This is a genomic window from Pantoea sp. GL120224-02 (genome assembly GCF_900215395.1).
Taxonomy (GTDB): domain Bacteria; phylum Pseudomonadota; class Gammaproteobacteria; order Enterobacterales; family Enterobacteriaceae; genus Pantoea; species Pantoea communis.
Genome location: NZ_OBEC01000004.1, coordinates 37,999 through 55,807, shown reverse-complemented (window position 1 = coordinate 55,807; position 17,809 = coordinate 37,999). Strand labels below are relative to the sequence as shown.

At 54.6% G+C, this 17,809-nt stretch carries 18 protein-coding genes; 14 read left to right on the top strand and 4 right to left on the bottom strand.

The genetic code is table 11. The annotated features are described in order from the left end of the window. Positions 1-81: 81 nt before the first annotated feature. The 3 genes from pyrG (at position 82) to queE (ending at position 3,916) form a co-directional block, all read left to right on the top strand. On the top strand, positions 82-1,719 hold the full coding sequence (pyrG, locus tag CRO33_RS09455) for a glutamine hydrolyzing CTP synthase (protein ID WP_034823046.1): 1,638 nt from the start codon (positions 82-84) through the stop codon (positions 1,717-1,719). Positions 1,720-1,796: 77 nt separating this feature from the next. Further along, a complete protein-coding gene (eno, locus tag CRO33_RS09450) occupies positions 1,797-3,092 on the top strand; it encodes a phosphopyruvate hydratase (protein ID WP_034823037.1) in 1,296 nt (431 codons plus the stop codon). A 149-nt stretch (positions 3,093-3,241) separates the two neighbouring features. Beyond that, positions 3,242-3,916 (top strand): 7-carboxy-7-deazaguanine synthase QueE, encoded by a 675-nt coding sequence (queE, locus tag CRO33_RS09445; RefSeq protein WP_097117966.1) that lies wholly within the window; start codon positions 3,242-3,244, stop codon positions 3,914-3,916. A gap of 142 nt (positions 3,917-4,058) precedes the next feature. Here the strand turns inward: queE and CRO33_RS09440 are convergent, their stop codons facing one another. Both CRO33_RS09440 and queD read right to left on the bottom strand, forming a co-directional pair. Continuing rightward, positions 4,059-4,658, bottom strand: a complete 600-nt coding sequence (locus tag CRO33_RS09440) for an inorganic diphosphatase (RefSeq protein ID WP_097117965.1) — start codon at positions 4,656-4,658, stop codon at positions 4,059-4,061. 129 nt (positions 4,659-4,787) lie between these two features. Further along, entirely contained in the window at positions 4,788-5,150 is a 363-nt protein-coding gene (gene queD / locus CRO33_RS09435) for a 6-carboxytetrahydropterin synthase QueD (RefSeq protein WP_176505758.1), read from the bottom strand. Between the two features lie 294 nt (positions 5,151-5,444). On the opposite strand from queD, the gene cysJ reads away from it, so the two are divergent. From cysJ to CRO33_RS09420, 3 genes are read left to right on the top strand one after another with little or no spacing between them, the layout of a single operon-like run. Then, on the top strand, positions 5,445-7,250 hold the full coding sequence (gene cysJ, locus CRO33_RS09430) for an NADPH-dependent assimilatory sulfite reductase flavoprotein subunit (protein WP_097117964.1): 1,806 nt from the start codon (positions 5,445-5,447) through the stop codon (positions 7,248-7,250). Beyond that, entirely contained in the window at positions 7,250-8,974 is a 1,725-nt protein-coding gene (cysI, locus tag CRO33_RS09425) for an assimilatory sulfite reductase (NADPH) hemoprotein subunit (protein ID WP_034823019.1), read from the top strand. The genes cysJ and cysI overlap by 1 nt, the downstream gene beginning before the upstream one ends. Further along, entirely contained in the window at positions 8,971-9,705 is a 735-nt protein-coding gene (locus CRO33_RS09420; protein WP_097117963.1) for a phosphoadenylyl-sulfate reductase, read from the top strand. The genes cysI and CRO33_RS09420 overlap by 4 nt, the downstream gene beginning before the upstream one ends. 100 nt (positions 9,706-9,805) lie before the next feature. Here CRO33_RS09420 and CRO33_RS09415 read toward each other — a convergent pair whose 3' ends face one another. Together CRO33_RS09415 and CRO33_RS09410 are read right to left on the bottom strand one after the other, a co-directional pair. Continuing rightward, complete coding sequence (locus CRO33_RS09415; protein WP_038645154.1) at positions 9,806-10,090, bottom strand: YciI family protein; 285 nt, start codon at positions 10,088-10,090, stop codon at positions 9,806-9,808. Positions 10,091-10,099: 9 nt separating this feature from the next. After that, on the bottom strand, positions 10,100-11,119 hold the full coding sequence (locus tag CRO33_RS09410; protein WP_097117962.1) for an aminopeptidase: 1,020 nt from the start codon (positions 11,117-11,119) through the stop codon (positions 10,100-10,102). A 248-nt stretch (positions 11,120-11,367) separates the two neighbouring features. On the opposite strand from CRO33_RS09410, the gene cysG reads away from it, so the two are divergent. The 8 genes from cysG to ispF all read left to right on the top strand — a co-directional run bounded on the left by cysG (position 11,368) and on the right by ispF (position 17,807). Next, positions 11,368-12,783 (top strand): siroheme synthase CysG, encoded by a 1,416-nt coding sequence (gene cysG / locus CRO33_RS09405; protein ID WP_097117961.1) that lies wholly within the window; start codon positions 11,368-11,370, stop codon positions 12,781-12,783. Between the two features lie 9 nt (positions 12,784-12,792). Further along, complete coding sequence (cysD, locus tag CRO33_RS09400; protein ID WP_034823008.1) at positions 12,793-13,701, top strand: sulfate adenylyltransferase subunit CysD; 909 nt, start codon at positions 12,793-12,795, stop codon at positions 13,699-13,701. 10 nt (positions 13,702-13,711) lie between these two features. Then, the gene (gene cysN, locus CRO33_RS09395) at positions 13,712-15,139 is read left to right on the top strand and encodes a sulfate adenylyltransferase subunit CysN (protein ID WP_097117960.1); all 1,428 of its coding nucleotides are present in this window, start codon (positions 13,712-13,714) and stop codon (positions 15,137-15,139) included. Beyond that, positions 15,139-15,744 carry an adenylyl-sulfate kinase gene (cysC, locus tag CRO33_RS09390; protein WP_097117959.1) on the top strand — a complete coding sequence of 202 codons (606 nt, stop codon included), beginning with the start codon at positions 15,139-15,141 and terminating at the stop codon, positions 15,742-15,744. Before cysN ends, cysC begins: the two co-directional genes overlap by 1 nt. Positions 15,745-15,800: 56 nt before the next feature. Beyond that, complete coding sequence (locus CRO33_RS09385) at positions 15,801-16,121, top strand: DUF3561 family protein (RefSeq protein WP_058961495.1); 321 nt, start codon at positions 15,801-15,803, stop codon at positions 16,119-16,121. A gap of 172 nt (positions 16,122-16,293) precedes the next feature. Continuing rightward, positions 16,294-16,611, top strand: coding sequence for a cell division protein FtsB (ftsB, locus tag CRO33_RS09380; RefSeq protein ID WP_007893240.1), 318 nt, complete (start codon positions 16,294-16,296; stop codon positions 16,609-16,611). A gap of 3 nt (positions 16,612-16,614) precedes the next feature. Continuing rightward, a complete protein-coding gene (gene ispD, locus CRO33_RS09375; RefSeq protein WP_058961494.1) occupies positions 16,615-17,331 on the top strand; it encodes a 2-C-methyl-D-erythritol 4-phosphate cytidylyltransferase in 717 nt (238 codons plus the stop codon). Continuing rightward, positions 17,331-17,807 carry a 2-C-methyl-D-erythritol 2,4-cyclodiphosphate synthase gene (gene ispF / locus CRO33_RS09370; RefSeq protein ID WP_045816453.1) on the top strand — a complete coding sequence of 159 codons (477 nt, stop codon included), beginning with the start codon at positions 17,331-17,333 and terminating at the stop codon, positions 17,805-17,807. Before ispD ends, ispF begins: the two co-directional genes overlap by 1 nt. Positions 17,808-17,809: the final 2 nt, after the last annotated feature.

Here is a 17,809-nt window from a genome sequence, read left to right as displayed (position 1 = left end):
GTGGCTGAGGACGACTTCGGGTATACTATTTTCCCGTCTTGGTTATTCCACCGTCTTTAAACCTAAACTCTCAGGTTCAGCATGACAACGAATTATATTTTTGTGACCGGCGGGGTCGTATCCTCTCTGGGCAAAGGCATTGCCGCAGCCTCCCTCGCAGCCATCCTTGAAGCACGTGGTCTGAATGTGACCATCATGAAACTCGATCCGTACATTAACGTCGATCCGGGTACCATGAGCCCAACGCAGCACGGTGAAGTGTTTGTTACCGATGATGGGGCCGAAACCGATCTGGACTTGGGTCACTACGAGCGCTTCATCCGTACCAAAATGTCGCGCCGCAACAACTTTACGACCGGTCGTATCTACTCAGAAGTGCTGCGCAAAGAACGTCGCGGTGACTATCTGGGTGCCACGATTCAGGTTATCCCACACATCACCAACGCCATTAAAGAACGTATTATCGAAGGCGGCGAAGGTCATGATGTCGTACTGGTGGAAATCGGCGGTACCGTAGGTGATATTGAATCCCTGCCGTTCCTCGAAGCGATTCGCCAGATGGCGGTTGATGTGGGCCGTGAACACACCATGTATATGCACCTGACTTTGGTGCCGTATATGGCGGCTGCAGGCGAAGTGAAAACCAAGCCAACCCAGCATTCAGTGAAAGAGCTGCTGTCGATCGGTATCCAGCCTGATGTGCTGATCTGCCGTTCTGACCGCGCTGTGCCGGCCAATGAACGTGCGAAGATCGCCCTGTTCTGTAACGTGCCAGAGAAAGCGGTTATTTCCCTGAAAGATGTGGATTCCATCTACAAGATTCCTGGCCTGTTGAAATCACAGGGTCTGGATGACTATATCTGTAAGCGTTTCAATCTGAGCGCACCGGAAGCGAACCTGGCCGAATGGGAACAGGTTATCTATGAAGAAGCCAATCCGGGTGGCGAAGTGACCATCGGTATGGTCGGCAAATATGTCGAACTGCCAGATGCGTACAAGTCAGTGATTGAAGCACTGAAGCACGGTGGCCTGAAAAATCGTGTAACCGTGAACATCAAGCTGATCGATTCGCAGGATGTGGAATCTCGCGGTGTCGAAATTCTGAAAGATCTGGATGCTATCCTGATCCCGGGCGGCTTCGGCTACCGTGGTGTGGAAGGCAAAATGCTCACGGCGCAATACGCGCGTGAGAACAACATCCCTTACCTCGGTATCTGCCTGGGTATGCAGGTTGCGTTGATGGAATTCGCACGCAACGTGGCCGGGATGGCAGACGCCAACTCAACGGAATTTGTGCCAGACTGTAAGTACCCAGTGGTCGCGCTGATCACTGAATGGCGTGATGAAGAAGGCAACGTTGAGCAACGTACTGAGCAGAGCGATCTGGGCGGCACCATGCGTCTGGGTAGCCAGCAGTGCCAGCTGACGCCGGAAAGTAAAGTGCGCCAGCTATACGGTTCTGACGTGATTACTGAACGTCACCGTCATCGTTATGAAGTGAACAATCTGCTGTTGAAGCCGATTGAAGCGGCGGGTCTGCATATTGCGGGCCGTTCCGGCGACGACCAGCTGGTGGAGATCATCGAACTCCCGAACCATCCGTGGTTTGTAGCTTGTCAGTTCCACCCGGAATTCACGTCGACCCCGCGTGATGGTCATCCGCTGTTCGCTGGCTTTGTTAAAGCCGCGCAGGAGCACCAGAAGCGGTTAGCGAAGTAAGAGTTTAACGAACAGCGCGCGAACTTTTCGCGCGTTGTTTGTCTTAGGATTGACTAACTTGTACTGAGGAAAATCGAATGTCCAAAATCGTAAAAGTCATCGGTCGCGAAATCATCGACTCCCGTGGCAACCCGACTGTAGAAGCAGAAGTGCATCTGGAAGGCGGTTTCGTTGGTCTGGCTGCAGCGCCATCAGGTGCTTCAACCGGTTCTCGCGAAGCACTGGAGCTGCGTGACGGTGACAAATCTCGTTTCCTGGGCAAAGGCGTGACCAAAGCGGTTGCCGCTGTTAACGGTCCTATCGCTGCCGCGGTAACCGGTAAAGATGCCAAAGACCAGGCGAACATCGATAAGATCATGATCGAGCTGGACGGTACTGAGAACAAATCCAACTTCGGCGCTAACGCCATTCTGGCGGTTTCGCTGGCTGCGGCTAAAGCGGCTGCGGCTTCTAAAGGCCTGCCACTGTACGCGCACATCGCTGAACTGAACGGCACCCCAGGCAAATTCTCTATGCCACTGCCGATGATGAACATCATCAACGGTGGTGAGCACGCGGATAACAACGTTGATATCCAGGAATTCATGATCCAGCCTGTTGGCGCGAAAAACGTGAAAGAAGCCATTCGCATGGGTTCTGAAGTTTTCCACAACCTGGCAAAAGTGCTGAAAGCCAAAGGCATGAGCACTGCGGTCGGTGACGAAGGTGGCTATGCGCCTAACCTGGGTTCTAACGCCGAAGCCCTGGCTGTTATCGCTGAAGCGGTTAAAGCAGCAGGCTACGAGCTGGGCAAAGACATCACCCTGGCGATGGACTGTGCAGCGTCTGAATTCTACAAAGACGGCAAATATGTGCTGGCTGGCGAAGGCAACAAAGCTTTCACCTCTGAAGAGTTCACGCACTTCCTGGAAGATCTGACCAAACAGTACCCAATCGTCTCTATCGAAGACGGTCTGGACGAGTCTGACTGGGCGGGCTTCGCTTACCAGACCAAAGTGCTGGGCGACAAAATTCAGCTGGTAGGTGACGACCTGTTCGTGACCAACACCAAGATCCTGAAAGAAGGTATCGATAAAGGTATCGCTAACTCCATCCTGATCAAATTCAACCAGATCGGTTCTCTGACCGAAACTCTGGCTGCAATCAAGATGGCAAAAGATGCAGGTTACACCGCGGTGATTTCACACCGTTCAGGTGAAACTGAAGATGCGACCATCGCTGACCTGGCGGTCGGTACTGCTGCTGGCCAGATCAAAACCGGTTCTATGAGCCGTTCTGACCGTGTTGCTAAGTACAACCAGCTGATTCGTATCGAAGAAGCGCTGGGCGACAAAGCTCCGTTCAACGGTCTGAAAGAAGTTAAAGGCCAGTAAGGCTCTGTTGATGTGTCCCGATGGGCCGCATCATCGCTGATAAAGCCCCGCCTCGTGCGGGGCTTTTGTTTTTTTGGCACGAAGCAGCTGTGAACCGATGGTGAAAATCTGCCATAATCTGCGCCTCGAATTTAAGACGTGAGTAAAAAATGTTCTACCCGATTAACGAAATGTTCCAGACCCTGCAGGGCGAAGGATTTTACACCGGTGTTCCGGCGCTGTTCATCCGCTTACAAGGATGTCCGGTGGGCTGTAGCTGGTGTGATACCAAGCATACGTGGGAAAAACTGGCCGATCGGGAGACCTCGCTGGGCGACATTCTGGTGAAAACCGTGGAGAGTGACGCCTGGGGCAGTGCCGATGCAGCAATGCTGATCGAGACCATTCAACGTCAGGGCTGGACCGCGCGCCATGTGGTGATCACCGGCGGTGAACCGGCTATTTTTGATTTGCGCCCGTTGACCGAGGCGTTGGAAGCGGCCGGATTTGAGTGCCAGATTGAGACCAGCGGTACACATGAAGTGCACTGTTCTGACAGCACCTGGGTGACGGTTTCACCGAAGGTCAATATGCGCGGCGGTTACGATGTGCTGCCGCAGGCGTTGCAGCGTGCGGATGAGATTAAACATCCGGTGGCGCGTGAGCGTGATGTCGAAGCGTTAGATGTGCTGCTGGCGGGTCTGCATGATGATGATAAGAAGCGCATTGTGGCGCTGCAACCGATCAGTCGTGGCGATGCCGCCACCAAACTGTGCATTGAGACCTGCATTGCGCGTAACTGGCGCCTTTCGATGCAGACACATAAGTATCTGAATATCGCCTGATTGATCAGGTGTGCATCCCTGCGGCACCTGACTCAAACCTGTTTGAAGGGTCGCCATTGATGGCGACCCTGTTCATTACCGCACCGGCTAAACGATATGGATAGCGACTTTTTCCATTACCCCGCCGACGCATGCTTAGGTTTTATTGCTTTGCTTTATACGCGTCGAAGGCCTGTTTGATCTCAGCCTTAGCTTTCGCCGCATCTTCAAAACCATTCAGCTCAACTTTCTTACGGCCATCTGGCAACTGCTTATACACGCGGAAGAAGGCTTCCAGACGTTCCTGCTCCATTTTCGGCAGGTCTTTCATCTCTTTGATGTCGTCATAAGTCGGATCGATTTTGCTGGTCGGCACTGCGACGATCTTGTCATCGACTTCGCCACCGTCGATCATCTTCAGTACACCAATCGGACGCAGTTTGATCAGCGTACCCGGCTGCAGCGGTGCACGAGTATAGAAGATCACATCCAGCGGATCGCCATCACCGCCCAGTGACTGGGTCAGTGAGCCGTAGTTTGCGGGATAGGCAACCGGCATCGACTGGAAACGGTCAGCCACGATAAAACCGGTTTTTGCATCGGTTTCATATTTGATCATGCCGCCCGCCGGAATTTCAGTCACGGCATAGAACTCATCCGGTACTTTTTCAGGCTGCGGAAAATCCAGTACGTTTTGCGCCTGAACGGCGGCAGAGGCGGAAACCAGCAAAGCAATAACAGAAAGGCGTTTAACGAAGTTCATTGTTGATTCTCTTGATCTTTAATGAAGGAGACAACAACGTAGAGGGGGCGGATGACAGGGAGATGAAGTGAACGTAAAGAAGCGTATAGCTAAAAGTCAGGCTGCACAGCGGCAGCCCGTCAACAGTGATTAACCTTTATAAGTACAACCTGCGGTACAGGTTTCCTTGATCATCACTGCACTCAGTTCTGGCAGGATCGGTTTCATCTGATCCCAAATCCATTTTGCCAGCACTTCGCTGGTTGGATTTTCCAGGCCTGGAATATCATTCAGATAGTGATGATCGAGACGATCATAAATCGGCATAAACGCCGCCTTCAGTTCGGCAAAATCCATGACCCAACCGGTATGCGCATCCACTTCACCGGTAATTTCTAATCGCACCAGGAACGAATGGCCATGCAGACGACCACATTTATGCCCTTCAGGCACATGCGGCAGACGGTGGGCAGATTCGAACTGGAACTCTTTAAACAGCGTGGTAGACATAATGGCTCTCAGACTTAAAAACCGCCGAATTCTACCTGAATCACAGATTTTTCGCACCCGCTTACGATGAAAAGGGCATTTTACGCACGCCTATACCGCAACATGTTGATTAACGTATTGAATAAAGGCGACTTTATTTACCACTTTTGCCGATTAACATTACCCGAAAAACCACTTAGTCATTTTGGTTATTAATTATGTCGAAGGCGTATTTAATCGTTAATATACAGCCCGGTAACCTACCCACTCTTCCGCCATTTATCGGTCCGGACTTCAGACACTGGAATTTTTAACGCGATGACGACTCAGGCACCAGGTTCAATGCTCCCGCTTAATCCGGAGCAACTCGCGCGCTTACAGGCAGCGACCACGGATTTCAACACCACGCAGATGGCCTGGCTTTCCGGCTACTTCTGGGGCATGGTCAATCAGACGCCGGGCGCCGTTGCCGCACCTGCACCGGTGCAGGCCGAGGTGCCAACCATCACGCTGATTTCCGCGTCACAAACCGGTAATGCTCGTCGTCTGGCGGAACAGCTGCGCGATGATCTGCTGGCCGCCAAACTGAGCGTCAATCTGGTGAACGCCGGTGACTACAAGTTTAAGCAAATCGGTCAGGAGAAATTACTGGTTGTTGTCACTTCGACGCAAGGTGAAGGTGAGCCACCGGAAGAAGCCGTGGCGCTGCACAAATTCCTGCTGTCGAAGAAGGCGCCGAAATTTGCGACTGGCTCCGCGTTTGCGGTGTTCGGCCTGGGCGATACCTCTTACGAATTTTTCAGCAAAGCCGGTAAAGACTTTGATGAGCGTCTGGCGGAACTGGGCGCAGAACGTCTGCTGGATCGTGTTGATGCCGACGTGGAGTACAAAGAGCAGGCTACGGCCTGGCGTCAACAGCTGACCGAGATTCTAAAAGCACGCGTGCCAAGTGAATCCTCAGTGGTCGCGGCTGTGACGGCTTCTGGCGTGGTGAACGATATCCACAGCAGCCCTTACACCAAAGAAGCGCCGCTGACCGCCAGTTTTGCCGCTAATCAAAAAATCACCGGTCGTGATTCGGATAAAGATGTTCGCCATATCGAAATCGATCTGGGCGATTCTGGTCTGCGCTATCAGCCCGGCGATGCGCTGGGCGTGTGGTTTGAAAACGACGCGGAACTGGTACATGAACTGTTGCAACTGGTGTGGCTGAAGGGCGATGAGCCGGTTGATGTTAACGGTGAAAACCTGCCGCTCGCAGAAGCCTTGCAAAAGCATTATGAGTTGACGGTGAACACGCCGCAGATCGTTGAACAGTATGCTGCGCTGTCACGCAATGATGCGCTGCTGGCGCTGTCGGGTGATAAGCCGAAATTACAGAGCTATGCGCAGAGCTTCCCGATTGTCGATATGGTGCGTCAGGCACCGACTGAACTCAATGCAGAACAGCTCACTGGCCTGTTGCGTCCTTTAACACCGCGCCTCTATTCGATTGCTTCATCGCAAGCGGAAACGGATACCGAAGTACATATTACTGTCGGTGCGGTGCGTTATGAGATTGATGGTCGTCAGCGCGGCGGCGGTGCGTCAACCTGGCTGGCGGATCGCATCGAAGAAGACGGCGACATCCGCGTGTTTATCGAACACAACGACAACTTCCGCTTGCCGGCTAACCCGGAAACGCCAGTGATCATGGTCGGCCCAGGCACCGGTATCGCGCCGTTCCGCTCCTTTATGCAGCAGCGTGATAACGACGGAGCAGGCGGTAAAAACTGGCTGTTCTTTGGTAATCCGCACTTCACCGATGATTTCCTCTATCAGGTGGAATGGCAGAAATACGTCAAAGACGGCTTGCTGACCAACATTGATTTAGCGTGGTCACGTGACCAGGCTGAGAAAATATACGTACAAGATAAAATCCGCGCCAAAGGGGCGGAAGTGTGGCGCTGGATTGAAGAAGGCGCGCACCTTTACGTCTGCGGCGACGCTAATCGCATGGCGAAAGACGTTGAGCAGGCATTACTGGATGTGGTGGTCGAACACGGCGGCATGGATCGTGAAACGGCTGACGAATTTTTAAGTGAGCTGCGCATTGAGCGCCGTTATCAGCGAGACGTTTACTAATGAGCGAAAAACATCCTGGACCGCTGGTCGTTGAAGGCAAGCTGACCGACGCCGAGCGTCTGAAAAAACAGAGTAACTACCTGCGCGGCACCATTCTCGAGGATCTCGATGATGGCCTGACCGGCGGCTTCAGTGGCGATAATTTCCTGTTGATCCGTTTCCACGGCATGTACCAGCAGGACGACCGCGATATTCGTGCGGAGCGTGCGGCGCAGAAACTTGAGCCGCGCCACGCGATGATGCTGCGTTGCCGTCTGCCGGGCGGGATTATCACGCCAACGCAATGGCTGGCGATTGATAAGTTTGCGACCGATAAAACCATTTATGGCAGCATCCGTCTGACTAACCGTCAGACCTTCCAGTTCCACGGCATTCTGAAAAAGAACGTGAAGCCGACGCACCAAATGCTGCATGAAGTGGGTCTCGACGCGCTGGCCACCGCCAACGACGTGAACCGTAACGTGTTGTGCACTTCGAATCCAGTCGAGTCGGAACTGCATCAGGAAGCCTACGAGTGGGCGAAAAAGCTCTCCGAGCACCTGCTGCCGCAAACCCGCGCATACGCTGAGATTTGGTGGGATAAAGAGAAGGTTGCCACAACGGATAAAGAACCAATTCTGGGCGAAACCTATCTGCCGCGTAAGTTCAAAACTACCGTGGTGGTGCCACCGCATAACGATGTCGACCTGCATGCGAATGACCTGAACTTTATCGCCATTGCGGAGAACGGCAAGCTGATTGGCTTTAACCTGTTGGTTGGCGGTGGGTTGTCGATCGACCACGGTAATAAAGCGACTTATGCGCGTACTGCGAGTGAGTTTGGCTTCCTGCCGGTAGAGAAGATCCTTGATGTGGCGGCTGCGGTAGTAACTACGCAGCGTGACTGGGGTAACCGTACCGATCGTAAAAACGCCAAAACCAAATACACGCTGGAGCGTGTTGGCGTCGAAACCTTTAAAGCGGAAGTAGAAAAGCGTGCTGGCCTGACGTTTGAACCGATTCGTCCTTATGCGTTCACGACCCGTGGCGATCGCGTGGGCTGGGTGAAAGGCATTGATAAGAAATGGCACCTGACGCTGTTTATTGAAAACGGCCGTCTGCTGGATTATCCAGGCCGTCCGTTGAAACGCGGCATCGCTGAAATTGCCAAAATCCATCAGGGTGATTTCCGTTTAACCGCCAACCAGAACCTGATCGTAGCCGGTGTGCCAGAGAAGCAAAAAGCGCAGATCGAAGCTATCGCCCGTGAACACGGTTTGATGGAAGCGGTGACGCCACAGCGTGAAAACTCGATGGCCTGTGTGGCCTTCCCAACGTGCCCATTAGCGATGGCCGAAGCCGAGCGCTTCCTGCCTTCGTTTGTCACCAAGGTGGAAGAGATCATGCATAAGCACGGCGTCGGTGAAGAGCACATCGTGCTACGCGTTACCGGTTGCCCAAACGGCTGTGGCCGTGCTTTGCTGGCGGAGTTAGGTCTGGTGGGTAAAGCACCAGGCCGCTACAACTTACACATTGGCGGCAACCGCATGGGTACGCGCATTCCGCGTATGTACCGCGAGAACATCAACGAAGGCGAAATTCTGGCCAGCATCGATGAGCTGGTGGCGCGCTGGGCAACCGAGCGCCAGGCCGATGAAGGCTTCGGTGACTTCGTGATTCGCGCTGGCATCATCAAAGCCGTGGTGGATCCCGCCCGTGATTTTTGGGACTCGGAGGCAGTATGACGGTACTTGATCTCGCAGCACTGAATAGTGGCAGCAAAGTCGATCGCATCATGGCACTGGCCGAAAGCAACGTGCAGCTGGAGAAACTCTCCGCTGAGCAACGCGTGAGCTGGGCGCTGGAGAATATGCCGGGCGCGTTTGTGCTGTCATCCAGCTTTGGTATTCAGGCGGCGGTTCTGCTGCATATGGTGACGCAGCAGAAACCGGATACGCCGGTGATCCTGACCGATACCGGCTATCTGTTCCCGGAAACTTATCGCTTTATTGATGAGCTGACCGAGAAGCTCAATCTCAATCTGCAAATCTTCCGTGCTGAGACTTCTCCAGCATGGCAGGAAGCGCGCTACGGCAAGCTGTGGGAGCAGGGCGTCGAGGGGATTGAGCAGTACAACCAAATCAACAAGGTCGAACCGATGAATCGCGCGCTACAAACCCTGGGTGCGCAGACCTGGTTTGCGGGTCTACGCCGTGACCAGTCAGGCAGCCGCGCCAGTTTGCCTGTGCTGGCGGTACAGCGCGGTGTGTTCAAGATTCTGCCAATCATTGACTGGGATAACCGTCAGGTGCACCAGTACCTGAAACAACATGGCCTCAAGTATCATCCTCTGTGGGATGAGGGCTATTTGTCAGTGGGCGATACGCACACCACCAAAAAGTGGGAACCGGGCATGGCAGAAGAAGAGACACGCTTCTTTGGCCTGAAGCGCGAGTGTGGATTGCACGAAGGTTGATGCATCAATAAAAGGGTTGCGGCGTGATTTATCGTGCCTCCCTGCAGCGCCTCTAACGCTGGCAGGTGCACGATAAATCGTGCCGCTTCCCAATTGTCCTTTAAATCCCTTTTAACCCTTCAAACGCCTCCGCTGCACGCGTCACGTTCACTTTGGTCACGTCATAGTGCGCCACCGCGACAAAGGGATCTTCCGCGAGGATAGTATCCAAACGGGCGCGATCCATCTCCTTCACCAGCACCATACCGCCAGTGCGCGGATCTTTACGGCCTGCGGCAATGAAGTCACCGCTGTCAAAGTAACGATCCAGCCACTCAATGTGTGGCGCCAGCAGCGCATCGGCTTCTTCTGCCGGTCGGAAATAGTTGAGATACACCACGTACATCGCAAATCCTTAAGTTGTTGGGTTAGCCAGCTCAGTGACCAGCGGCAGTAAGATCTTTACGCTATCACGCGTGCGTTGCGTAATCCGGCCCGGTAGCCAGCGATCCAGATAATTGAGGTTATCGCGGTCCGTCTGGTGGCGTACGTTGCCCTCCGGGAAGTGGCTGCTGTGCGCCCGCTGCTGCTGTCCATCTTTATTACCCAGCGCCCAGTTGGCGGCGGTGACATCCAGCAGCGGCATGCCGGCTTTATCAAACGGATTCACGCCCGGATAGTCGCGTGCCGTCAGCGTGTGGCTGGCGGCGGAAATACCGTAGCGATGCGCGAGCTGCACGGCGCGCGCGCTGGTCTGCTTGCGTACCGCTGAGGGCGTATTGGCACCACTGTTAAAATAGAGGTGATCGCCGACGATCAGACTGTTGAGATCAATCACCAGCAGCGTGTTCTTTTTCTCCTGCGCACTCATCCGCGACAGGTAGTCATCCATCCCTTGCAGCCCGGCTTCACCAGCGCTAAGCGCGACAAAACGCACACCGTAGTGCAGCGGGGTTTTACTCAACTGCTGAGCCAGCTCCAGCATTACGCCAAGGCCAGAAGCATTGTCATCGACGCCTTGTAAACGCAGGCCGCCCAGATTGTTATCCGCTTCATGACGGCTGAGTGGCGTCCAGGTGTCGAGATGCGTGACGATCAGGATCTCTTGCGGCACCGCGCCGGCCCGCGCGGCAATGACCGAGGTGGCGGATACCTTGCGCGGGCGCGTCTCACCCTTGCGCTCTAACCAGTTGTAGCTGGTATTGAACTGGCGGGTATTACTCTTGTAACCCAGCTCGGTGAATTGCTGTTGCAGATAATCGGCCGTCATCAGCTCAGCAGGGCTGCCGCTCATACGGCCAGGAAAATAGGTGGCGATGTGGCGCAGCTGCTGTTCGGCAAAATGCCCCGGCGCATAGGTTGCGGCTTGGGCAAAGAAAGGCAAACCGCCCGCGATCAGTGCAGCCAGCACGGTGCGGCGGAGGGTGGCAAACATAGTTAAGGTCCTTTTGTGACATCCCGTCAGGCTAAAAAAATTCTGGATTAGTATGAAACTGTGACCGCGATTGCACAATTTGAATTGCTCCGAAACACCAGCAATATCATTTGTTAAGCACAAATTGTTATCAGCAATCCTGGGGCGTTATTCCATTCGGTAACTACTAATGCCAATTCGTAATTTCATCTGCCAGAAGGCAGGGACGTATAGTCGCGTTAACTTATTGTAAAACTAGCAAGGTTAACGTGGATTATCTGCCTCTCTTTGCCGATCTCAAAAACCGTCCGGTGCTAGTTGTCGGCGGTGGTGAAATCGCGGCGCGTAAAATCGAACTGCTGCGACGTGCCGGTGCGCGCGTGCGGGTAGCTGCGCGCGACCTTGGCCATGAGTTGCAGGCGCTGCTGGAAATCGACGCCATCGAGTGGATTGCACATCACTTCGATCCGGTTCAGCTGGATGGCGTCTTTTTAGTCATCGCTGCCACTGACGATAACGCGCTCAATGCGCAAGTCTTTGACGCCGCCAATGCCCGCCACAAGCTGGTCAACGTTGTCGACGATCAGCCCAAGTGCAGTTTTATCTTCCCCTCTATTGTCGACCGCTCCCCCTTGGTGGTGGCGATCTCCTCTAGTGGTACGGCGCCAGTGCTGGCCCGCTTATTACGTGAAAAAATTGAGTCGCTGTTACCTGCCAACCTCGGTCAGATGGCTGAAGTGGCAGGACAGTGGCGTGACAAAGTTAAACAGCGCTATCACAGCATGTCGGAACGTCGTCGTTTTTGGGAGCGGGCATTTAACGGTTTGTTCGCCAGCCAGATGTCAGCCGGTAACGTCAATGAGGCCCGCCGCACGCTGGATCGCGAGTTAGAGAACAGCAGCGACAATCAGGGTGAAATCACCCTGGTGGGCGCGGGTCCAGGTGACAGCGGTTTACTGACGTTACGTGGCCTGCAGGTGATGCAGCTGGCGGATGTGGTGCTGTATGACCATCTGGTGAGTGACGAAGTGCTGGAGCTGGTGCGCCGTGATGCTGACCGCATCTGCGTCGGTAAACGTGCTGGAGCACACTCCGTATCCCAGGAAGAGACCAATGCGATGCTGGTCGAGCTGGCGCAGCAGGGTAAACGCGTGGTGCGTCTGAAAGGCGGCGATCCGTTCATCTTCGGTCGCGGCGGCGAAGAGCTGCAGGCGGCGAAAGCGGCGGGCATTCCTTTCCAGGTGGTGCCGGGCATTACTGCTGCAGCGGGAGCCACTGCTTATGCCGGGATTCCGTTAACCCATCGCGATCACGCGCAGAGCGTGCTGTTTGTTACCGGCCACTTACGCAGTGATAGCGAGGGCATTGACTGGCCGACGCTGGCGCGTGCGCGTCAGACCTTAGCGATTTATATGGGCACGTTGAAAGCGGCAGAAATTGCGGCGGGCCTTATCAAACATGGACGCGCGGCATCAACGCCGGTAGCCGTCATTGGCTGCGGCACGCGTCAGAATCAACAAGTGCTGACCGGTACCTTAGATCAGCTTGAGGCGCTGGCGGTTGCCGCGCCCACACCGGCCCTGATTGTGGTGGGTGAAGTGGTGAATTTGCACGGGCAATTAGCCTGGTTCCAACATTCGGCACAGCAGGGGGCTCGTGAGTCCGCCGTTGTCAATTTGGCTTGAGGAAAAATTATGGACCAAAATCGTCTTACTCATCTGCGCCAGCTGGAGGCAGAGAGTATCCATATCATCCGCGAGGTGGCGGCCGAGTTCAGCAATCCGGTGATGATGTACTCCATCGGTAAAGACTCCTCGGTAATGCTGCATCTGGCGCGTAAGGCCTTCTATCCTGGCACGCTGCCATTTCCGCTGCTGCACGTTGATACCGGCTGGAAATTCCGTGAAATGTACGAGTTTCGCGATCGCACCGTGAAAAACATGGGCGCGGAACTGCTGGTTCACCGCAACCCGGAAGGCGTGGCGATGGGCATCAATCCGTTTGTCCACGGTAGCGCCAAACACACCGACATCATGAAAACCGAGGGCCTGAAGCAGGCGCTGAATAAGTACGGGTTTGATGCCGCTTTCGGTGGTGCGCGTCGTGACGAAGAGAAGTCACGCGCCAAAGAGCGTATTTACTCGTTCCGTGACCGTTTCCATCGTTGGGATCCGAAAAATCAGCGTCCAGAGCTGTGGCACAACTACAACGGCCAGATCAACAAAGGCGAAAGCATCCGCGTGTTCCCGCTCTCCAACTGGACCGAGCTGGATATCTGGCAGTACATCTTCCTGGAAAACATCGAGATCGTTCCGCTGTACCTTGCGGCACCGCGTCCGGTGCTGGAGCGTGATGGCATGCTGATGATGATTGATGACGATCGCATTGATCTGCAGCCTGGCGAAGTGATCAAACAGCGTATGGTGCGTTTCCGTACCCTCGGCTGCTGGCCGCTGACCGGTGCGGTGGAATCCGAAGCGCAAACGCTGCCGGAAATTATTGAAGAGATGCTGGTCTCCACCACCAGTGAACGCCAGGGCCGTGTGATTGACCGCGACCAGGCCGGTTCGATGGAAATGAAGAAACGTCAGGGTTATTTCTAAGGAGACGCAGATGAACACCGTAATTGCACAACAGATTGCCGATCAGGGCGGCGTAGAAGCCTGGCTGACCGCGCAACAACATAAGAGCCTGCTGCGTTTCCTGACCTGCGGTAGCGTCGACGACGGCAAAAGTACGCTGATTGGTCGCCTGCTGCACGATACCCGTCAGATTTATGAAGATCAGCTCTCTTCGCTGCACAACGACAGCAAGCGTCATGGCACCCAGGGCGAGAAACTCGATCTGGCGCTGCTGGTGGATGGCTTGCAGGCCGAGCGTGAGCAGGGCATCACCATCGACGTGGCATATCGCTACTTCTCCACCGAGAAGCGCAAATTTATCATCGCCGACACGCCGGGACACGAGCAGTACACCCGCAACATGGCGACCGGCGCATCCACTTGTGATCTGGCGATTCTGCTGATCGATGCGCGTAAAGGCGTGCTGGATCAGACGCGTCGTCACAGCTTTATCTCTACGCTGCTGGGTATCAAACACCTGGTGGTCGCCATCAACAAGATGGATCTGGTGGAGTATAAACAGGAGACGTTTGAACAGATCAAACAGTCTTACCTCGATTTTGCTGGCCAGCTCCCTGAAGATCTGGATATTCGCTTTGTGCCGATGTCTGCGCTGGAAGGCGATAACGTGGCGACGCCAAGTGTGACCATGCCATGGTACAGCGGCCCTACGCTGCTCGACGTGCTGGAAACCGTGGAACTGAACCGCGTGGTGGATCATCAGCCGATGCGCTTCCCGGTGCAGTATGTGAACCGTCCAAACCTCGATTTCCGTGGTTATGCCGGTACGCTGGCCTCTGGTGCGGTGCAGGTCGGACAGCGCGTGAAAGTATTGCCTTCAGGCGTCGAGTCTTCGGTTTCACGTATCGTCACTTTCGATGGCGATCTGCAGGAAGCAGCAGCGGGTGAAGCGATTACGCTGGTGCTGAAAGATGAGATCGACATCAGCCGTGGCGACCTACTTGTCGATGCCGCTGCAGAATTGCAGGCAGTGCAATCTGCCACCGTGGATGTGGTGTGGATGGCAGAACAGCCACTGCAGCCGGGTCAGAGCTATGAAGTGAAGATCGCCGGTAAGAAAGCGCGTGGCCGCGTGGAAAAGATCATTCATCAGGTGGAGATCAACACGCTGGAGAAACTTGCGGTGGAAAGTCTGCCGCTGAACGGCATCGGCTTAGTCGAGATCACGTTTGATGAGCCGATGGTACTGGATGCCTATCAGCAGAACCCGGTGACCGGTGGCATGATCTTTATCGATCGTCTGAGCAATGTCACAGTCGGTGCGGGAATGATCAATCAGCCACTGAGTGATGTGCGTGGGCAGGCTGGCCAGTTCAGTGAATTCGAACTGGAGTTGAATGCGCTGGTGCGTCGTCACTTCCCTCACTGGAATGCGCGCGACCTGCTGGGTGGCAAGTAATGGCACAACACGACGAAAACGTGGTGTGGCACGATCATCCGGTAACGCGTGAAGAGCGAGAACAGCAGCACGGCCATCAGGGCGTGGTGCTGTGGTTTACCGGGCTATCAGGCTCGGGTAAATCCACCGTAGCGGGTGCACTGGAGCAGGCGCTGCATCGCGCGGGCGTCAGCACCTATCTGCTGGATGGTGACAACGTGCGTCACGGCCTGTGCCGTGACCTCGGCTTCAGCGATGACGATCGCAAAGAGAACATCCGGCGCGTGGGAGAAGTGGCGAAACTGATGGTGGATGCCGGTTTAGTGGTATTAACTGCCTTTATTTCGCCGCATCGCACGGAGCGTCAGATGGTGCGTGATTTGCTCGGCACCGGGCAATTTGTCGAAGTGTTTGTCGATACGCCGCTGGCCGTGTGTGAAGCGCGTGACCCCAAAGGTTTGTATAAAAAAGCGCGTGCCGGTGAGCTGCGCAATTTTACCGGTATCGACAGTGTTTATGAGGCGCCAGACGCGCCGGAAATTCACTTAGATGGCGAACAATTAGTTACAAACTTGACCGCCCAATTGTTAGACCTCCTGCGTCACCGCGATATCATCAGATCCTGAACCGACAGCGGCAAATCTCGATTGGTTTGCCGCTTTTTAGCGTCAACAGGATCTCTATGCAGAACGTTACCCCCATGCTGGCACGCAAAGATGAACGCACCCCAGATGAGTCCCGCTCATCACTGCCGGGCGGCGTGATTGGCTTTCTCTCGTACTGGTGCGCGCTGGCGATTCCGTTCATGCTCTACGGTTCCAACACGCTATTCTTCTTCCTCTACACCTGGCCGTTCTTTTTGGCGCTGCTACCGGTATCGGTGCTGATTGGTATTGTACTGAGCTTAATGATTCGCGGACGCCTGTTCTGGAGTGGGGTGATCACCGCTATCGTGGTGGTGTGCCTGTTCTGGCTGCTGTTCTCATTTCTCTCGGGTTGGTAGTCCGATCCTGATGTGCAAACGCATCGGCAGGTTACAAAACTTTACCTGCCGTCCCGCTTTTAGCCTTGCCGTTTTTTTGTACAGACAATCGTCTGCTGCTGGCATTTTCGCTGTCGCTGTGGAGTCCTGTGCGAAGTTATGGGATGATTAGGCCGTTTTTCAGGGGGCGGGGATGGGAAAACTGACGTTACTGTTGCTCGTGCTGCTGGGATGGCTTCAATATTCCTTGTGGCTGGGTAAGAACGGTATTCATGACTATACGCGCGTCAATGAAGACGTCGCGTCGCAACAGGCGAATAACGCCAAACTCAAAGCACGTAACGATCAGTTGTTTGCCGAAATTGATGACCTCAATGGCGGTTCAGAAGCAATTGAGGAACGTGCACGTAATGAACTGGGTATGATTAAGCCCGGTGAGACTTTCTATCGTCTGGTGCCAGACCAGAATAAACGTAACGCGCAACAAGCTGCGCAAAATCAACAACGATAAACCATGAACAACCTCTCTTCCCTTGCGGATGTGATTGCCGTGGTGCCTGCCGCAGGCGTGGGCAGCCGTATGCAGGCTGCCTGCCCAAAACAGTATCTGACCATTGGTCAATTTACCCTTCTTGAACACAGCGTTGCGCGCTTGCTGGCTCATCCAGCCGTTAAACAAGTGATCGTGCCCATTAGTCCTGATGATGGCTGGTTTGATTCGCTGCCACTGGCGCAGGATTCACGCGTACTGCGCGTGACAGGTGGCGACACGCGTGCTGAGTCGGTGCTGGCAGGTTTGCAGGCGATTAAGCATAGCGAATGGGTACTGGTGCACGATGCCGCGCGGCCATGCTTGCACCCGGATGATCTGGCACGCCTGCTGGCAGTTCGTGAGCACAGTAAAGTGGGTGCGATTCTGGCGGCACCGGTGCGTGACACCATGAAGCGTGCTGAACCTCGCAAAACGGCGATTGCGCATACCGTTGAACGCGAAGATCTCTGGCACGCACTCACGCCACAATTTTTCCCGCATCAACTGCTGACGGCGTGTTTAACGCGTGCACTCCATGAAGGCGCTACCATTACCGATGAAGCGTCGGCGTTGGAATACTGCGGCTATCATCCAGAGCTCGTCAGCGGACGCAGCGACAATATTAAGGTGACGCGGCCAGAAGATCTGGCGCTGGCGGCCTTCTATCTCACCCAGATTCAGTTAAAGGAGAGCGCATGATGCGTATCGGTCACGGTTTTGACGTTCACGCTTTTGGCGGCGAAGGTCCGTTAGTGATTGGCGGGGTGCGTATTCCCTTCGAACACGGTTTTATTGCCCATTCAGATGGCGATGTGGCACTGCATGCATTAACGGATGCGCTGCTGGGCGCGGTGGCGATGGGCGATATCGGCAAGCTATTCCCGGACACCGATCCCGCCTTCAAAGGGGCGGACAGCCGTGGCTTGCTGCGTGAAGCCTGGCGTCGTATTCAGCAGAAAGGTTATCGCATTGGTAATGTCGACGTGACCATCATCGCGCAAGCGCCGAAAATGCTGCCGCATGTGCCGCAGATGCGCGTCAACATCGCTGAAGATCTCGGTTGCCATATGGATGATGTCAACGTCAAAGCGACCACGACTGAGAAGCTTGGCTTTACCGGCCGTGGCGAAGGCATTGCCTGTGAAGCCGTGGCGCTGCTGGTGAAGGCCGATTAAGT